At 48.4% G+C, this 16,577-nt stretch carries 14 protein-coding genes; 4 read left to right on the top strand and 10 right to left on the bottom strand.

What is annotated here, in order from left to right; genetic code table 11:
• Positions 1-15 precede the first annotated feature (15 nt).
• A complete protein-coding gene (locus M3650_RS00545) occupies positions 16-402 on the bottom strand; it encodes an Asp23/Gls24 family envelope stress response protein (protein WP_019424842.1) in 387 nt (128 codons plus the stop codon).
• A gap of 167 nt (positions 403-569) precedes the next feature.
• Between M3650_RS00545 and cax the strand changes: the two genes are divergently transcribed.
• On the top strand, positions 570-1,634 hold the full coding sequence (gene cax, locus M3650_RS00540; RefSeq protein ID WP_026011402.1) for a calcium/proton exchanger: 1,065 nt from the start codon (positions 570-572) through the stop codon (positions 1,632-1,634).
• Positions 1,635-1,762: 128 nt separating this feature from the next.
• Here the strand turns inward: cax and M3650_RS00535 are convergent, their stop codons facing one another.
• The 5 genes from M3650_RS00535 to M3650_RS00515 all read right to left on the bottom strand — a co-directional run bounded on the left by M3650_RS00535 (position 1,763) and on the right by M3650_RS00515 (position 6,717).
• Entirely contained in the window at positions 1,763-2,050 is a 288-nt protein-coding gene (locus M3650_RS00535; RefSeq protein ID WP_019424840.1) for an Fpa/YlaN family protein, read from the bottom strand.
• A gap of 157 nt (positions 2,051-2,207) precedes the next feature.
• A complete protein-coding gene (locus tag M3650_RS00530; protein ID WP_019424839.1) occupies positions 2,208-2,450 on the bottom strand; it encodes an HPr family phosphocarrier protein in 243 nt (80 codons plus the stop codon).
• A gap of 110 nt (positions 2,451-2,560) precedes the next feature.
• Entirely contained in the window at positions 2,561-3,676 is a 1,116-nt protein-coding gene (locus M3650_RS00525) for an aminopeptidase (protein WP_233695377.1), read from the bottom strand.
• A gap of 109 nt (positions 3,677-3,785) precedes the next feature.
• Positions 3,786-4,610, bottom strand: a complete 825-nt coding sequence (locus tag M3650_RS00520) for a hypothetical protein (RefSeq protein ID WP_251571545.1) — start codon at positions 4,608-4,610, stop codon at positions 3,786-3,788.
• A gap of 130 nt (positions 4,611-4,740) precedes the next feature.
• Complete coding sequence (locus M3650_RS00515; RefSeq protein ID WP_251571543.1) at positions 4,741-6,717, bottom strand: sensor domain-containing diguanylate cyclase; 1,977 nt, start codon at positions 6,715-6,717, stop codon at positions 4,741-4,743.
• A gap of 381 nt (positions 6,718-7,098) precedes the next feature.
• On the opposite strand from M3650_RS00515, the gene rpsD reads away from it, so the two are divergent.
• From rpsD to M3650_RS00505, 3 genes are all read left to right on the top strand, one after another.
• Complete coding sequence (gene rpsD / locus M3650_RS00510; protein WP_019424835.1) at positions 7,099-7,698, top strand: 30S ribosomal protein S4; 600 nt, start codon at positions 7,099-7,101, stop codon at positions 7,696-7,698.
• A 762-nt stretch (positions 7,699-8,460) separates the two neighbouring features.
• A complete protein-coding gene (locus M3650_RS31730) occupies positions 8,461-8,589 on the top strand; it encodes a hypothetical protein (RefSeq protein WP_285848209.1) in 129 nt (42 codons plus the stop codon).
• A gap of 199 nt (positions 8,590-8,788) precedes the next feature.
• Positions 8,789-11,956, top strand: a complete 3,168-nt coding sequence (locus M3650_RS00505; protein WP_251571541.1) for a transglycosylase domain-containing protein — start codon at positions 8,789-8,791, stop codon at positions 11,954-11,956.
• A gap of 104 nt (positions 11,957-12,060) precedes the next feature.
• Here M3650_RS00505 and M3650_RS00500 read toward each other — a convergent pair whose 3' ends face one another.
• The 4 genes from M3650_RS00500 to M3650_RS00485 all read right to left on the bottom strand — a co-directional run bounded on the left by M3650_RS00500 (position 12,061) and on the right by M3650_RS00485 (position 16,507).
• Positions 12,061-12,900 carry a PRD domain-containing protein gene (locus tag M3650_RS00500; protein WP_251571539.1) on the bottom strand — a complete coding sequence of 280 codons (840 nt, stop codon included), beginning with the start codon at positions 12,898-12,900 and terminating at the stop codon, positions 12,061-12,063.
• Positions 12,901-12,960: 60 nt separating this feature from the next.
• Positions 12,961-14,391 carry a PTS transporter subunit EIIC gene (locus tag M3650_RS00495; RefSeq protein ID WP_251571537.1) on the bottom strand — a complete coding sequence of 477 codons (1,431 nt, stop codon included), beginning with the start codon at positions 14,389-14,391 and terminating at the stop codon, positions 12,961-12,963.
• A gap of 279 nt (positions 14,392-14,670) precedes the next feature.
• The gene (locus tag M3650_RS00490; protein ID WP_251571535.1) at positions 14,671-15,549 is read right to left on the bottom strand and encodes a carbohydrate ABC transporter permease; all 879 of its coding nucleotides are present in this window, start codon (positions 15,547-15,549) and stop codon (positions 14,671-14,673) included.
• A gap of 7 nt (positions 15,550-15,556) precedes the next feature.
• Complete coding sequence (locus M3650_RS00485; protein ID WP_251571533.1) at positions 15,557-16,507, bottom strand: carbohydrate ABC transporter permease; 951 nt, start codon at positions 16,505-16,507, stop codon at positions 15,557-15,559.
• Between the last annotated feature and the right edge of the window lie 70 nt (positions 16,508-16,577).

Here is a 16,577-nt window from a genome sequence, read left to right as displayed (position 1 = left end):
ACCAATCATGAGTGCTTATTTAATCCGTTGAATCTCTTCCAACTCTTCATCTTTAAATGCAACGCCTTCCACTTTCACGTTAATTTCAACGATGGAAAGACCTGTCATATTTTGAATCGCTTCACGAACGTTTAATTGCAGCTGACGGCATACTTCCTGAATCGGCATGCCATACATAACAATCACTCTTAAATCTACAGCGGCTTCTAGTTGCCCCACTTCTACAGTTATGCCCTTCTGCACATTCTTGCCGCTTAGGCGTTTGGCCCAACCTTCGGATAGCCCCCCTGACATGGCGGCAATTCCTGGAGTTTCCAGCGCAGCAAGACCTGCGATTGTGGCGACGACATCGTTAGAAATACGAATATTACCCTCTTGTGTGTTTAATTGTTCCTCTGTCATCGTCATCCTCCTTTCGATCTCCTCTTTATTGTAGCGGTCCCTGAACATGAAAGCAAACGTCGAACGCTTTTCAAGGTTCTTCCATTGTTTACAAATGAAAAGCAGTGGATATATTTATTATCGGGAAGTTTTCAAAAAAATTCAAGATCATGTTAGGAGTGATCGGTCTGGGTAACCGATTATTTTTCGTGCCTCTTATAGTAGCCTTCGCTTTAAGTGGGGCCGGGCACTATTTGCATTGGAACATGACACTGCAATTCGTCATATCCGCGATTGCGATCATTTTCGTGGCTGGATTTCTCGGACGCGCCACAGAGAGCGTCTCGCATTATGCTGGACAGCGCTTGGGCGGATTTCTGAACGCCACGTTCGGTAACGCGGCAGAGCTCATCATTGCGATTTTTCTTGTTCGCGATGGTTTATTCGATATGGTGAAGGCAAGTTTAACTGGAGCAATAATCGGAAATTTGCTGCTTGTGCTCGGGTTGAGCGTATTCGTGGGCGGACTGAAATTCAAAACGCAACGCTTCAATGCGGACTTAGCCGGGATGAATGGTTCTTTAATGCTGCTGGCCGTAATCGCGCTGTTCGTACCGGCGGCTTTCTTCACGACGCATTCCATCAACGCGGAAGGAACGAAGACGCTGAGCTTGGTCGTAGCAGGTATTCTCATCGTCGCCTATTTGCTCTGGTTGGTCTTCTCTATGATTACGCATAAAGACATGCTGTCCGACGAATCGGAACGAGCAGAAGAGCGGGAGGAAGAATCTCCTCTCTGGTCCAAGAAGCTGTCGATTATATTTCTTGTCATTTCCACAGTCATGGTCGCACTTGTCAGCGAATGGCTTGTAGAAACGCTTGATACGTTCACCTCACAATTCGGCTTGTCCGAGCTGTTCGTCGGGGCCTTCGTCATCGCTATTGTGGGCAATGCAGCGGAGCACAGTGCAGCGGTCATGTTAGCGATGAAGAACAAAATCGGGGCCGCTGTGGAAATTGCTATCGGCAGCAGCTTGCAAATTGCGCTCTTTGTGGCGCCAGTGCTCGTCTTCATCAGTTCTCTATTCGGCAATACGATGGATATCGTCTTCACAACTATCGAGATGGTCGCCATCGGGGTAGCGGTATTTATCGCCAAGTCCATTTCCCAAGACGGGAGAACGAATTGGTATGAGGGCTTGCTCCTGCTTGTCGTATATATTATTTTGGGTGTATCCTTCTACTTGGTATAAGTGCGTGATCAAAAAGCGGACTTTTTGAACAACCTCTATTAAGTGGATACAATAAAAAAAAGCTTGGGGCTCATTGTCCCAAGCTTTCTTGTCCTGTTCATACTCGCATTTTTCCGTTCACTGTGCTATTACTCGGCCTTGTTCAAAGCTTCATATAGGATTGCTAGGTTGCGCTCTAATTTGCTGACAAGCTGCTTGCCTACGTTCTCCTGTATAAGGCCAGCCCGAACGGCAAAGTCCACTTGCCGAGAAAAACCATACATCTGCGTGTCCAGCACTTCCTCATAGAGAGGGCAGTAACGCGTCGCCAAGTTCTCCATCTGAACTTGAATGAGCTTCTCTATTTGATGCGCCTCATCTTCAAGCAAAGCGAGCGCTTTGTCATTAATCTGTTGTACCACATTCGACGAAGACATGCCTGATTTCCCCCCTATGACTTGAAGTCACGATTGTTCTATTTCTAATATTAGACGATCATGACTTGTAACACAAGATGCTCGGCAAACTTCTGTGATCATTCGCACAACTTGGATATACAAAAGAGCCGGAACGGAGTCGTTCCGGCTCTACTTGTTATTCAGCTACTACTGTAACGTTTAATCCATGTTTAGCGAATACTTCAGCCATTGCCGCCTTCGCTTCATCGACATCAGGGCCGTGTACGTGAAGCTCATACGCTTGGTTGCCTACGAGGGTCGTAAACAGACCAAGAATGCTCTTTACATCAATGTATTTGTTGTCGGCTTGCAACACAATCGAAGATCTGAATTTGTTGGCTGTTTGCGAGATTTCCACAATTGCTGAGTTATTGGACATCGAAATCCCTCCGTCATCGAATGAATCTTGTCAATACTACCATTCCATCATACCGTGAATGAGATGCTGGGCGCAAGATATAATCCGCTTAAAACGCCAGCAAATTTAGACTACTTCAAATGTTCGGGATTCAAGCACTCCAGCTCCGAAGTGACAAACCGCCCGTCTTTGCGCACGAGCACGTCATCAAAGTACATTTCGCCTCCGCCATACTCCGGTCGCTGAATAAGCACCAGATCCCAGTGGATGGACGAACGATTGCCATTGTCCGCCGTTTCATACGCTTGTCCTGGAGTGAAATGAATACTGCCAGCAATCTTTTCATCGAACAAAATATCTTTCATCGGGTGCAAAATGTAAGGATTGACGCCAACCGCAAATTCCCCGATGTGACGCGCGCCTTCATCTGAATCCAGAATATCGTTCAGACGCTTCGTATCGTTGCTCGTCGCTTCCACAACTTTGCCGTTTTCAAAGCGGAACTGCACATTTTCAAACGTAAAGCCATTATAAATGGACGGCGTATTGTAGGATAACGTCCCATTAATCGAATCACGAACCGGAGCGGTATATACTTCTCCATCCGGTATGTTGCATTGACCGGAGCACTTGATCGAACCGATGCCTTTAATGGAGAACGTCAGATCCGTGCCCGGACCAACCAAGCGCACTTTGTCTGTACGATCCATCAACGTCTTCAGCGCATCCATCGCCTTGTCCATCTTTGAGTAGTCCAAGTTGCACACATCAAAATAGAAATCTTCAAACGCTTCCGTTGACGTGTTGGCTAATTGGGCCATCGATGCGTTCGGATAACGCAGCACGACCCACTTCGTGCGCTTCACACGCTCTTCCATATGTACGGGATGGGAATAGATGGCTTCGTATAGTTTCATTTTATCTTTAGGCACGTCTGCCAGCTCGTTCGCGTTTTCTCCTGCACGGATTCCAATATACCCCTGCATATTTTGCATACGCAGCAAATCGTACTCTGCCCATGTTTCCATCTGCTCTTTCGTAGCGTTCATCAGCATGGACCGGAGCACAGCACGATCTGTCAACTGCACGAACGGACGGCCGCCGCGCTTCGCAATCTCATCTACTACTAATTTAACCAGTTCTCGTTCCGAGCCAATCATCTCAACCAATACGTTTTCTCCCGGTTGCACATCAATAGAATATCCAACCAAGTTTTTTGCCAGCTGTTCCAATCGCGGGTCTTTCATGTTACGTTCCTCCTCGGTCGGTATAAAATAAAACGAACCTTTCTCATTGTAACATGATGGTACAGGGAAGTCAGCGCATTCGCGAGTACTCGTTATCGCCATATACCATTTACCGATAGCTGAACCGGGACTTCACATGAATTGTCTCTTTCCTCGGCTGTTCTTGTTCCGTATAAAAAGCGGTAATCCATCCCTCCATATAAGCAGGCAATGATTGGCGCCGCTCCACCCATATCATATATTTCGCTTGCACCTTCGCTGCTTTCAGCCGTTTTTGCAGTTCTTGCCGCCCTTCATGTGCGATAGTCGTCAGCTTCGCCTCAAGTTGTTGCCGCTCACGCTGACTGAGCGATGTCTTCACTTGATTGAGTTGCACATTAGGAATAACTAAGCGGTTGAAGTCTTCTTCAATTTGGGCGGAATAAATGCGTTTGGCGTCTTCGTCGGAAAGTATTACTTCCAGCGGGATCAGCTCCTTTGCTTGCATGCCCAGAGCTTCAGGCACCTTCGATGCACCGCTTTCCAGAGATGCTCCCTGTGCTGTCACATGAGCTTGTGACAGACGTTCGACCTTCTTCTGCGAAGTCATTCTCAGCTCATCCAGCTGCTTTAGCGGGTTCCATCGTTTCTCTGTCGTCGTGTGTTCCACTTGCGGACTGAGACGCATGTAAATCCCTTTATGCTGCCGAACTTCTCCTTCATAGCGGAACTGCTTCGTGACGATCATGTCTTCTCCAACCCGAAGTTCAGCTTCTCCGTCAAAGCGAAGCTGGTCTTGACCAGCCATCCCGCTTAACGCTCTGTCCAGCAGCACATTCGGTGGCGTCTTTGAGGGCGGGAGACATCCCGTACCCGATGTCACCAACAGAATGGAAGCTAGCGTCAAAATCGTTGCTCGCTTCGTTCTTTCAAATCGAGGAAATCTGTGTAGCATGTGCCTCCACCCTTCATCATTCGTAAAGCTACATTTCTATTGCGCTCTAAACAATTCACGATGTTATGCCGAAATAAGAAAGAGATGGGTCATGACCCATCTCTACTATCGTCTCACACACGATTTGGCTTTATGCATATGAATTGCTGATGCGAATCTGGTTACGCCCGCTGTTCTTCGCTTGATAGAGGGCCATATCGGCACGATAGAACAGCGATTCGACACTGATTTTCTCGTCCTGCCAATTCCACTCCGCAATGCCGCAAGACACGGTAACCTGCGGATTGGTCTCATTTGCGACACGCGAACGAATCCGTTCAGCAACACGTATCGTCTGGCTGACATTGAGCTGAGGCAAATAGATGGCGATTTCTTCTCCGCCCCATCGTGCAGCGATATCCGTTTCACGAATGGAGGTGCGGATAATTTGACTGACTTGATTTAATATTTTATCACCGATTTGGTGTCCATACGTATCATTGATTTGCTTGAAATAATCGATATCTACAATAATGAGCGAACCGCAAAAATCGTTCTTTTGTTGCCGGTCAATTTGTTTGTCCAAATAATGGCGCGCATACAGACCTGTCAGTTGGTCCTTATTCGCCAAATGCTTTACGCGCGCGTGCAGCGTTGCATTGGCGATTGCAAGCCCGATGTGCGTAGCAAGCATTTGCAGCAATTTCAAATTATCATAGGTGAAAAATTGCGGTCGCTTGTCCGCCAGCACAACAATGCCTACCATTTCACCGCTGCCGAACAGAGGGGCGGCAATAACGGAATGGAGGCCAAGCTTCTCAAAAAAATGCATACGTGTCGGCGATTGATCTCTACTGTCGGACACGATAACGGAATCCCGCATCGAATACATATATCCAAATAATCCTTCATCTGACGGGAAATGCGAACCGTCAAATTCGTCCAAGTTGCACGACACAACCTCAAAACGCTTCTTATCATCATTCAACTGCAGCAGCACGCAAAATTCCGCCTTGAATACCCGCAGCAATTCGTGGGTCGCATCATGGAATACATCACGCAAGCGCAAGCTCTGGTTAATTCGTTTGGTCAAATCATTAATAAAACGCAATTCCTGTATCACTTCGTTCGATTGTTCATGCAGCCGCGCGTTCTCAAAGGCAGTGCCTGCCGTTTCGACGATGAGCTGAATCAACTGAATGTCTGACGGATCGGGTGACACCATTGGAAAACTTATCTTAAGCACTCCGTATGAGCCTTGCTTGCCGCACAGGGCGAATGCCACTTCTGTACGTTCGCCTGTATCGGAACGGCGGTAACATAGTTCCCCCTTCATAAAGGCTTCCATGACAATCGGGTCGCTCCACGGCTTGAATAACAGCGTCTTCACTTTCGGATTCACGCTGCTATGATCCTGTGATAAATACACTTCAATGCCAGCTTCCGGCACAAGAAGCTCTACGCTCTTCATAATTTGCGATAAGACCGCATCCACATCGATACGATCATGCATGTGGCGAATAACATGATAAAAGACATCGCGTCGTTTGGATTCGCGCTCCACTGCACGCTGTGTGTAGATAAGTTCTTCAATAAACATATATTCAAATCTGCGATAGAATTGAGCTCGCAGTGTGTGCACCCATACTTCTAACAACGCTTCGGGACTATCGACAGAAGGCTTGTCCAGCCGGCACACAGCGACCGCAAAGCAGTCTTGTCCCAATCGTAACTTCAATGGGCAAGCGGCATAGCGACTGCTGTCTGTTCCTACATACATGACGGTTCGCTTCTCGCGCAGGGAACACTCCGCGGCTTGGCGCGCGTCGTCATGATGCTGCAATTCGCAATCGCCGGCAATCCACTTACTGGTATAGTCGTAAAGCGCTATATCACCCTGAGCAACGAGCGAATGCGTGGGCAGATCTTCACGCCAGTCTTCGTATGCAGTCTGCAGCAGCGATTCGATATACGGGAAATCATGTACGGTGATATCGCGCTGCAGCAACCAGCCGTCTAACTCTGGGTGTCGATCACGACGCTCGCAATCGAGTTCGAAAGGATCGTTCGAGTCTTTGACGGTAGTTTCTGATTCAATTTGCTGGTGGTGGAGTTGACGTTCCGTCATCCTCTTCTCCTTCTATAGAAAGGTTAGTCTCCAACTATCATACAATATTTTTCAATTAAAATGTACTAAATCAACATAACCTTCGAAACTTTTTTAGGTCATAAGAACTATGTCGAACGATGCACCCTTTTGCTGAAGATATTTGTCGAACGATTGATTTTTGAAGCATGGGCAATTCAAACTTGACATATAGCTGCTTCTTCTTATAATATTATGTGATGTATATGGGAGAAGCTGTTGTGTCACCCTCACGAATTTCATCGCCGGCCGAGCTGCGGCTGAAACCTCGTGTCGGAGCTGCACTTTTTTGCAGCGTTGCATGAAATTCGGCGCAAAGAGACCCCACAATCTAAATTCGATTGAGAAGGAGTCAACTTTAATATGGCACGTTACACAGGTCCTAAATTTAAATTAAGCCGTCGTCTCGGAATCTCTCTGAGTGGCACAGGCAAAGAATTGAAACGCGCGTATCCTCCAGGACAACATGGTCCAGGACAACGCAAGAAATTGAGCGGTTACGGTGTTCAATTGCAAGAAAAGCAGAAGCTCCGCCACATGTACGGCTTGGGCGAGAAGCAATTCCGCAACTTGTTCAACCGCGCAACCAAATTGCCGGGAATCCCGGGTGAGAACTTCATGTTCTTGCTTGAGAGCCGTTTGGACAACTTGGTATACCGTCTTGGTTTCTCTAACTCCCGTGCAGGAGCTCGCCAATTGGTAGCTCACGGTCACGTAACGGTGAACGGCAAGAAGGTCGATATCGCGTCCTACCTCGTATCTACTGGTGACGTTATCGGCTTGCGCGAAAGAAGCCGTGGTTTGAAAGTGATTAAAGAGGCGATCGAAGGCCGCCATCACTTGCCGAACTACTTGGAATTCAATGAAGCTGCTGTAGAAGGCAAATATGTACGTTTGCCTGAACGCGGTGAATTGTCCCAAGACATCGATGAAAAACAAATCGTCGAGTTGTACAGCCGATAAGATTATCGCGTGCAAGACGACAATCGCCATCCTTTGCAGGGTGGCGATTTTTTTGCGTTATAGCTAGTACACAATGGCATAATTATCTGCTCAGTTATATCATTCTTGGTCCCCCACATCAATACGTGTATCTCGTTAGACCTATGAGGGCAAGTTGCTGAAGTTCGCACCTGGGTTGCTTCACGATGAGAAAACCTCTATATGAGGCTTTCTGAAGATGAGCGACCGCGTGTATAGGTGGATTTTATCGCCAAAAGGAATGTTTGCTTCGCTTTAACGCTTCACGGAATTTTAATATTCCTTATTGGTCAAAGGGTGCTTTTACGAACAACCTTTCATAGGGTTTTAATCCTGTCATCGCGCACAAGAGTCACCGTCACTCTATCCTGCCCGAAGAAGGGGTGTCCTTTCGCATCTTCTACCTACCCTCCCCGTCATTCAGATAGTAACTTCCACCGCGGTGTGACCTTTCACATCTTCTATCCACTCTCCCCATCATTCAGATGTCAAACTTCAAACTCTGTGTAACCTTTCTCATCTTCTACCCACTCCCCCCATCATTCAGATGACACCTCCCACTGCGGTTGTGCACAGCCTCAGAGATTGAGCCAGAGGAGGGAGCCAAGAAGGGCACACTATCATGAACATGTGCATCCTTATTCTGACCAAGAGGGAGGGTGACGCGAAGGAACAATGACGAGATAGCTTGCCTCGATTCAGCGGTTAAAACAAAATGAACGCCTTCAAATACGGGTAGGTAGCTTGACTGTGGAGTTCGCGTTCTCTCATATAGAGACCGATCCGAATGCAGTGAATCCATTCTGCACGGAAGTGCGGCTTCATTCCATGACCATGCTAGTGGTTGGTGTGCTCTGGTGCCGGCACATGTGAGCTCGTAATCATCTTTTTACTCCTGCGCTCATCAATTTGCAAGGCTGAATCGGGCCGGAATACGACCTGAAGCATAGGTCATTAGACCTTGTCGCACCGCCTGTTTAACGCCTACAATCCGCTAACAAAAGTGACATCTACCCAATCAATTTTTATGGTATAATGGAAAGCGCTGCAATTATTAAGGAGGAAAAAATGCATGGTTGAGGAGAAATTGACGGAGAATGACGAGCAACCGACGAGGAAAAGGTCGATTGGTCGTCGAATTTGGTCCGTTATAAAGTGGCTCATGCTGTTCGGCCTGCTATGCGGCTTGTTCGTTGGTGGTGCAGGCGCCGGTTACGTCACGTCCTTAGTCAAGGATGAACCGATTCGCCCGCGCGAATTGATTGAGCAGAAAATTCAGGAAAATGCCGTTACGGGCTTTGTCTATTTCAATGATGGCACTCAAATTGGACAACTGCGCACCGAGGAAGACCGACGACCCGTCTCCTTGAATGAAATACCGCAATCCGTCATCGATGCTTTAATCGCAACCGAAGATAATCGCTTCTTCGAACATATGGGCATTGATATTAGAGGTCTATCTCGTGCTGTAATGCAAAAGGTCCTGAGACGACCTGTACAAACAGGAGGCAGTACGCTCACACAGCAATTGGCAAGACGAGTATTTCTTAATTTAGACCGTACCGATAGCCGTAAAGCCAAAGAAATCCTATTATCTTTGCGCATGGAACGCGTCCTGTCTAAGGAAGAAATAATTACAGCCTACTTAAACAAAGTACCGTTTGGAAACGGTTCGACAGGGTATAATCTGTATGGAATTAAAGCAGCAGCCAAAGGAATTTTTAACATTGATAAATTGGATCAACTCAATATTGCACAGTCCGCCTATTTAGCCGGGCTTCCGCAGCTTCCTTCCGCTTATTCCGCGTTCAACGGGAAGGGCGAACCGAACGAGAAAGGGTTAACCCGTGCTATAGAACGCCAGAAATTAGTACTCAAGCGCATGCTGGAGGAACACAAAATTACGCAGCAGCAATATAACGAAGCCGTGGCGTTCGACATTCGCGCCTCGATTGCGAAACCCAAAGAGAAAGCTTATGCTACATACCCTTATCTGATGCTGGAAGCAGAGCGCGCTGCGGCCGAAGTTCTCTTGCTTCAACAAAATCCTGGACTTACCAAAGCGGATCTGCGCAAGCGCGAGAACAACGAGCTGTTGCAGAATGCGCGTGAGCAGCTGCTTCGTGGCGGATATTTGGTCTACACCACGATCGACAAAGACATATACAGCTCAATGAAGCGCGTCTCGAACAATAAGGACAACTTCTCCCCTACTAGCGATACGAAGGGCGAAGAGCAGGTGGCCGCGCTTATGCTCGATCACCGGACCGGGGCCATTCTTGGCATGATTGAAGGCCGTGATTTCTATCTTGAGCAGATGAACTTTGCCACGCAGATGCTGCGTCAGCCGGGTTCTACCATGAAGCCGCTCGCCGCATACTTACCGGCGATTGAAGAAGGCAAGGTGCAGCCTGCCTCAATACTGGACGATGCGCCGATGGTGCTGAAGGACGGCTCGAAGGGCTACCACATCCCGGGTAACGCCACCGGCCGCTATCAAGGGCTAGTGACCGCACGTGATGCGCTAAGCCAATCGCTGAACTTGCCGGCGCTCAATATTTACATTGAGAAGCTCGGCGTGAAGAAGGCGCTTGACTTCGTGCAGAAGCTCGGTATTACAACTATTCAGCCGGAAGACTATTATGCACAGACAGGCGTAATCGGCGGTCTGCGCTATGGGGTTACGGTCGAGGAAATTACCAATGCATTCGGAGTCATCGCGAATGAAGGTGTTTTTAATGACGCTTATTTGATTTCAAAAATTATGGACTCCAAAGGGAATATCGTGTATCAGCACAAGGCAGAGCCCCAAACGGTCGTCTCGAAGCAGAGCGCCTACCTGATGACGGATATGATGAAGTCAGTCATCTCCGGCCCAAGAGGTACGGCCCGACGCGTCAAATCTGAGTTCAATCAATATGGTTCGGTCGAAGTCGCGGCCAAGACCGGTTCGACGCAGAACTATGCGGACACGTGGTTTGTCGGATATACGCCTGACGTCACGATGGGCGTCTGGGTCGGATATGATCAGCCGATTCACGTCTTGAACCGCAGTGCCTATTCACGGTCAACCGAGATCTGGTCAAAAGTGATGAACGAAGTGACGAAGGCAAAACCTGAATTGTTGAAGACAAAGGAATTCAAGCGTCCGGACGGCATCGTAAGCATGACGGTATCCGGATACAGCGGCAAGCTGCCAGACGAATTAACACGTCAAGCCGGCCGCTATGTGACCGATATTTTCAACCGCAAATATATACCGACAGAAAAAGAAGATGTGCTCGTACGGGCGAAATACATCACCTATGATGGTGTGAATTACATTCCGCAGGAGAACACACCAGATGATATGACGCGTGAGAAGGTCGTTATTAAGCGCGAGAAGCCGATTCAAGAGCTTATCGAGGAGTTGAAGAAGGCGCTCGGCCACTTATCTTCCAGCAGCCGTCGTCGCTCATTATCAAGCTATTTGCCGGAAGATGCCACTTCGGATGCGCCAGCGAAGGTTGACCCGCGCAAAGACGATGGGAAAGCACCTACGGCTCCGGGGAATCTTAATGTGGAAGCACCCGGGGATGGGACGGTGCGCATCAGCTTCTCCCCAAGCGGCAGTTCTGACGTCGTCGGTTATAGGCTGTATCGCTCGTTAAACGGCGAAGCGTTCCAGCGCGCTGAAGGAACGGTGCTGACAGGCGATGAGACGCGGTTCAAAAATTACGTATCTTCAGGCAAGCAATACGGGTTCTACGTGACCGCTGTTGATGTCGGCGGCCATGAGTCCACACCGTCAGCGACTGTTCAATGGGGAGACGGCGTGCCTATCGAGCCGAACAATCCTCCCGAACAGACCGGTCAGGGAGAGGGTGTGCCTGATACTACCGATCCGACGCAGACCGATGACGGAGAGACGTCTGACAACAGCGGATCGACAGACAATAGCAGCGATTCCACCGGTACCGAAGAACCATCGGTAGCAGCCGGACCTCCGGGCACACCGGGTGGACTCCAATCCTCGTTGACGGATATGGGGGTAAAGCTTTCTTGGAAAGCTTCCTCCAACAATCCAAGCGAGTATCGTGTTTATTTCAGTTCGAGCAGCAGCGGCACCTTTGAGCATATCGGTTCTTCTCCAACACCAGGGTTCGAACTGATTACAATGACGCCTGAAGGCTGGTATCGAGTATCCGCAGTGAACGGTGCTGGAGAATCCGAACCAACCGCTTCTGTCAAAGTTCAGTAACGGAAGATTGATTCCCTTACACAGTGCAAGAGGACAGGGTGCAATTTGCAGCCCTGTCCTCTTTTTTATTGAGGTTGTTCAAAAACCCCCTTTTGATCTCGCACTTATATAACAAAATTCTGACGTTGAACCAATCGTTCCAGATGCATTGTCAGAAATCCGATCTCCTCCGCAGGCACGGGCTTCTTCAGTCCGTCCGCAATCGCTCCAGCCAGCATGATTGCTTGTTCGTACGCATCTTCATATTCCTCGCGAATCTGAACCAGCAGTGAATTATTCAAGGTCTTTCCTGCCTTCACTCTGTCAATCAACCCCTTTACATGTCCGATAAACAGTATGGTAGAAAGGGATTCATCAAAACGGATGCCTATCTTTTTGCCTTCTTCCAGCACCTTAGAAATAATCTTGATTTCAGAAACGGCATGTCCGCCCTTCTCGCTCCGTCTTGCCCCGTGAAAATGCATCGCGAGAAAGGCTATCTCATCAGGCGGCAGCTCGACGTCAAGCTGCTCGTTCAAATAATCAATCGCATGCTCCGCAACGCGATATTCATCCCGGTATAAATGCTGAATTTCAAACATGAACGGATTGCGAATGAAGAGACCGCGCTTCGTGCGCTCAATCGCCAAATTAATATGGTCCACTAACGCAGAATGAATCGTTTCGGAGAAATCGCCCTCCAAATGCCCTTGAGCAAAGGCGATCACTTCCTCTACGACTCCGATAATCTTGAAATCAACAGCATTCAATATATGCTCATAGTGTTCCAGAACTGCAGAGGTTTGCAACAAAAATTCCTGTTTGATGTCAGCCTCATTGACGGGCATGCCCGGTTTTCTCTGGAATCCGATCCCCTTGCCAAAAGCGATGGAGTTCTTACCCGTTGACAGCTTGGTCATGACAACGTTATGAGATAGGATATGAACAATTTTGCGTTCAATCATTTAATTCCCCCTCCATCTAATCCAAGAAACGTCCACCCCACTCTATGCCAATCCTATGCACTACCCATTGATATATGCGGCTACGCCAAGTCTTTGCTCTATTTTTTCACGCAAAATATCGGAATCGGTTCCCATAATAATATGAACATGTCCTTTCGCTACCCGCATGAATCCAAATGCTCCCAACATCAATAGTCCCGCTTCGTCCACTTTCGCATCGTCCCACAGCTGCAGCCTCAGTCTCGTAATACAAGCATCCACTGAACGAATGTTGCTCATCCCACCGACACAACCGATAATTTGCTCGAGCTTGCTCTCCAGCTCATCAGACAGCAGTCCTGTCGGCTGAACCGCTTCATGCAGCGCTGTCTCGCGTCTTCCCGGCGTCTGTAGATGAAATACTTTAATGGCAAGGGAAGCCACGGTATAATACAGCCAGAAGTAAATGAGCCCCAACAAGAGGAGCAGCCACATATGGCGACCATTCGTCCACGTGATGACCATATCGATAAACCCGGCCGAAAATCCGAAGCCTGCCCGAATATCAAGCCAGGCTGTCAGCATCATTGCAACCCCAGTGAACACTGCATGGATGGCATACAACAAAGGAACGGTCAGCATGAAGGCAAATTCCAGCGGCTCGGTAATGCCCGTCAAAAAACTCGTTAACGATGCGGTGAGCATAATCGATGCGATGCGCTTGCGTTCCTCTCGATGTGCCGCGTGAACGATGGCCATAGCGTAGCCTGGAAGTCCGAACATCATGACAGGGAAGAAGCCTGCCATAAAGAGACCGGCCGTCGGGTCGCCCGCGTGGAATCTCCACATATCGCCACGGATGATGCTGCCTGCTGTATTCGTGAATTCGCCAAGTTGAAACCATGCGATATTGTTCAAAATATGGTGCAGTCCCGTTGGGATGAGCAAGCGGTTCAATATGCCGTAAATCCCCGCCCCCCATTCACTGGACGTCATCGCCCCCGTGCCCACTTCCCGGATTAATTGCTGCACTGAAGGCCAGATGAAGCCCACTCCGACCCCGACGACGACCATGATGAGCGAAGTAATGATCGGGACAAACCTTTTTCCGCCGAAAAATCCTAAGACCTCCGGCAGTTTAATCTGATGAAATCGTTGATACAGCCATGCGGCAAGTCCGCCGCAAAGCATGCCCCCAAGCACGCCAGTATCGAGCTCTACAGCGGCCCCTGTCTCGAAATGCTTCAGCACATTTGTAAATACGAAATAGCCTACCGCCGCCGCCAACGCAGCCACACCTTGACCAGAAGTCAATCCAATCGCCACGCCGATGGCAAAAAAAATGGGCAAGTTCCCAAAAATGGCATCGCCCCCTAACTTACAGACGCTGGCAACCGCCGCAAGCCAAGGGGTCTCAAATTGAAATTCTCCGATTCGAACCAAGATCGACGCCGCGGGAAGTACTGCAATCGGTATCATGAGTGAACGCCCGATCTGCTGCATATAAGACATCAATCGCATGCTCCGCACCTACTTTAAGAGGTTGTTCAATGAGTCCCCTTTTGAGCGCGAAGTATACCAAGATGTGATTCAACATCGAATCTTGCATTCACTCTCGAATAGCATATGCTTCCGAAGTATGTTTCCTTTGGAAACATTTCAGATGCTCATGTAGTTTCGCCTACACTCCGCTTCTCCTTCTTCGAGTGATGCTTCCGATGTAGTTTTCTTATGAAAACTTGTACTTTTCGGCGCTGAAAAGGGGCCCTTTGATCTCACGCTTCAGTTACCTTATTTCACGGCTCCCGCAATCATGCCGCTCGTAATCTGTCTTTGGAAAATCGCATATAGAATAAGAACCGGCACGATGGACAACAGCAGTCCTGCAAACAAGGCTCCCCACTCCGTGCGGTATTGCATTTCGGCCTGCATGACCGCAATACCGACAGGAATGGTATACTTGCCAGGATCGTTCACAAGCACTGTACCGATAATATATTCGTTCCAAATGTTCAATACGTTCATCATGCCAACCGAAATAATCCCCGGCTTAGCGAGTGGAAGCATGATGCGAAAGAACACGCCGTAATGGGAGCTTCCATCGATCGAAGCCGCTTCATCCAATTCTTTGGGCAGCGATTTGAAAAATCCGACGAGCACAAATATGCCGAAAGGTAAATTAATCGCTGTATAAATGAGACTAAGACCAAACAACGAATTATCTAACCCTAGATCCGATAACAGGAAAAACAATGGAATCAATCCTAATATAAGTGGAATCATCATGCTGGCTAAGTAGAGGTTATATAGGGCAAGGCTGCCGCGAAACGGAAAACGCGCAATGATGTAAGAGGTCGTCGATGCCAACAATAACGCCAGCACCGTACTCACAGTCGTCACCAGGAGAGAATTCATAAAGTACGTTTCTAAATTGTAATTGTTCCAGACGTTCGCGAAGTTGTCCCAGCGAAACGGCCAGTCCGGCAGGCTCCACGGTGCTTTGAGCATAAATTGTTGATTGCTCTTCAACGAGCCGAGGACGGTCCATATAAGCGGATATATGACGCAGATGCTCCACACCACCATCAATGCGTAAAGCAACCAACGGATGACTGGGTTGTTGCGCTTATGCTGCCACGCAGATTGCAAATCGATCTCTCCCTTCTGCATAAGAGTATTAGGCCAGCTCCACCACATCTCTGCGCATGAGGCGCTGCAAAGCCAAAGTCGTAATTAATGACAAGATAAGAATAAGGACGCCGATAGCGGAAGCATAGCCGAAATGGTATTGACGGAATCCCATCTGATATAAATAGGAGCCCATTACCTGTGTCGAATTATCCGGTCCCCCTTCCGTCATCATCCATACGATCACGAAGGAGCCGTTCAGCGTCGTCATGACGACCCACAAGATCGAGACTTTAATCTGCTCCCATGCAAGCGGCATCGTAATCCGACAAAATTGCTGCCACTCTTGCGCGCCATCGATGCTCGCCGCCTCGTACAAATCTTTTGGAATGTTCAATATTGCTGCGATGACGAGAATCATAACAAATCCAATTCCTGCCCAAATCGAGGGCGGCAAAAGCATCCATATTGCAAGCTTTGTATCGCCGAGCCATGGCGTCTGCACGTTCTCGTTCGTAAATAAGGATAGAAATGAATTCAAAAATCCGATGCTCGGATTGTAAATGTAATTCCACAGCACCCCGATGACAACTACGGATAATATGTTCGGAATAAAAAAGACAGACCGGAAAAATACGGTTCCACGCAGCCGAAACCTCGTCAATATGACGGCGAACAATACACCAAGTCCAACAATGCCGATCACTTTCCAAAACACGAGGAAGTAGTCATTTACAATCGCTGTGCCGATAATCGGATCATTCAGCATCTCTTTATAATTGTCGAATCCGATGAAGTTTTTCGTCTCCGAGCCGCCGGACCAATCGGTAAAGCTGAAGTAGAGCCCATGAAAGATCGGATATATCATAAATAAGCAAAAAAACAGCAGCGTCGGTACGGTGAACACGAACATGAACATGTTTCGTTTCTTCTTCCAAGTGAAACCGCGGGGCGCTTCCGGCTTAACCGTCACGCCTGGAACAGGTGGCGCACTGTTCACGTGTGTCTCCCTCCATTTCACATTGTATTGGGAAGGATGCATGCGGCGAATGGCCACACACATCCGTTTC

It is taken from the genome of Paenibacillus sp. MER TA 81-3 (assembly GCF_023713585.1).
In the GTDB taxonomy this organism is placed as follows: domain Bacteria; phylum Bacillota; class Bacilli; order Paenibacillales; family Paenibacillaceae; genus Paenibacillus_B; species Paenibacillus_B profundus.
This window is presented reverse-complemented; position numbering and strand designations above follow the sequence as displayed.

Bases quoted from the DNA above. Each gene is read 5' to 3' on its own strand.
- M3650_RS00545 (WP_019424842.1), bottom strand. From the start codon at position 402: ATGACAGAGGAACAATTAAACACACAAGAGGGTAATATTCGTATTTCT.
- M3650_RS00535 (WP_019424840.1), bottom strand. From the start codon at position 2,050: ATGTCTTCGTCGAATGTGGTACAACAGATTAATGACAAAGCGCTCGCT.
- M3650_RS00530 (WP_019424839.1), bottom strand. From the start codon at position 2,450: ATGTCCAATAACTCAGCAATTGTGGAAATCTCGCAAACAGCCAACAAA.
- M3650_RS00525 (WP_233695377.1), bottom strand. From the start codon at position 3,676: ATGAAAGACCCGCGATTGGAACAGCTGGCAAAAAACTTGGTTGGATAT.
- M3650_RS00520 (WP_251571545.1), bottom strand. From the start codon at position 4,610: ATGCTACACAGATTTCCTCGATTTGAAAGAACGAAGCGAGCAACGATT.
- M3650_RS00515 (WP_251571543.1), bottom strand. From the start codon at position 6,717: ATGACGGAACGTCAACTCCACCACCAGCAAATTGAATCAGAAACTACC.
- rpsD (WP_019424835.1), top strand. From the start codon at position 7,099: ATGGCACGTTACACAGGTCCTAAATTTAAATTAAGCCGTCGTCTCGGA.
- M3650_RS00505 (WP_251571541.1), top strand. From the start codon at position 8,789: ATGGTTGAGGAGAAATTGACGGAGAATGACGAGCAACCGACGAGGAAA.
- M3650_RS00500 (WP_251571539.1), bottom strand. From the start codon at position 12,900: ATGATTGAACGCAAAATTGTTCATATCCTATCTCATAACGTTGTCATG.
- M3650_RS00495 (WP_251571537.1), bottom strand. From the start codon at position 14,391: ATGTCTTATATGCAGCAGATCGGGCGTTCACTCATGATACCGATTGCA.
- M3650_RS00490 (WP_251571535.1), bottom strand. From the start codon at position 15,549: ATGCAGAAGGGAGAGATCGATTTGCAATCTGCGTGGCAGCATAAGCGC.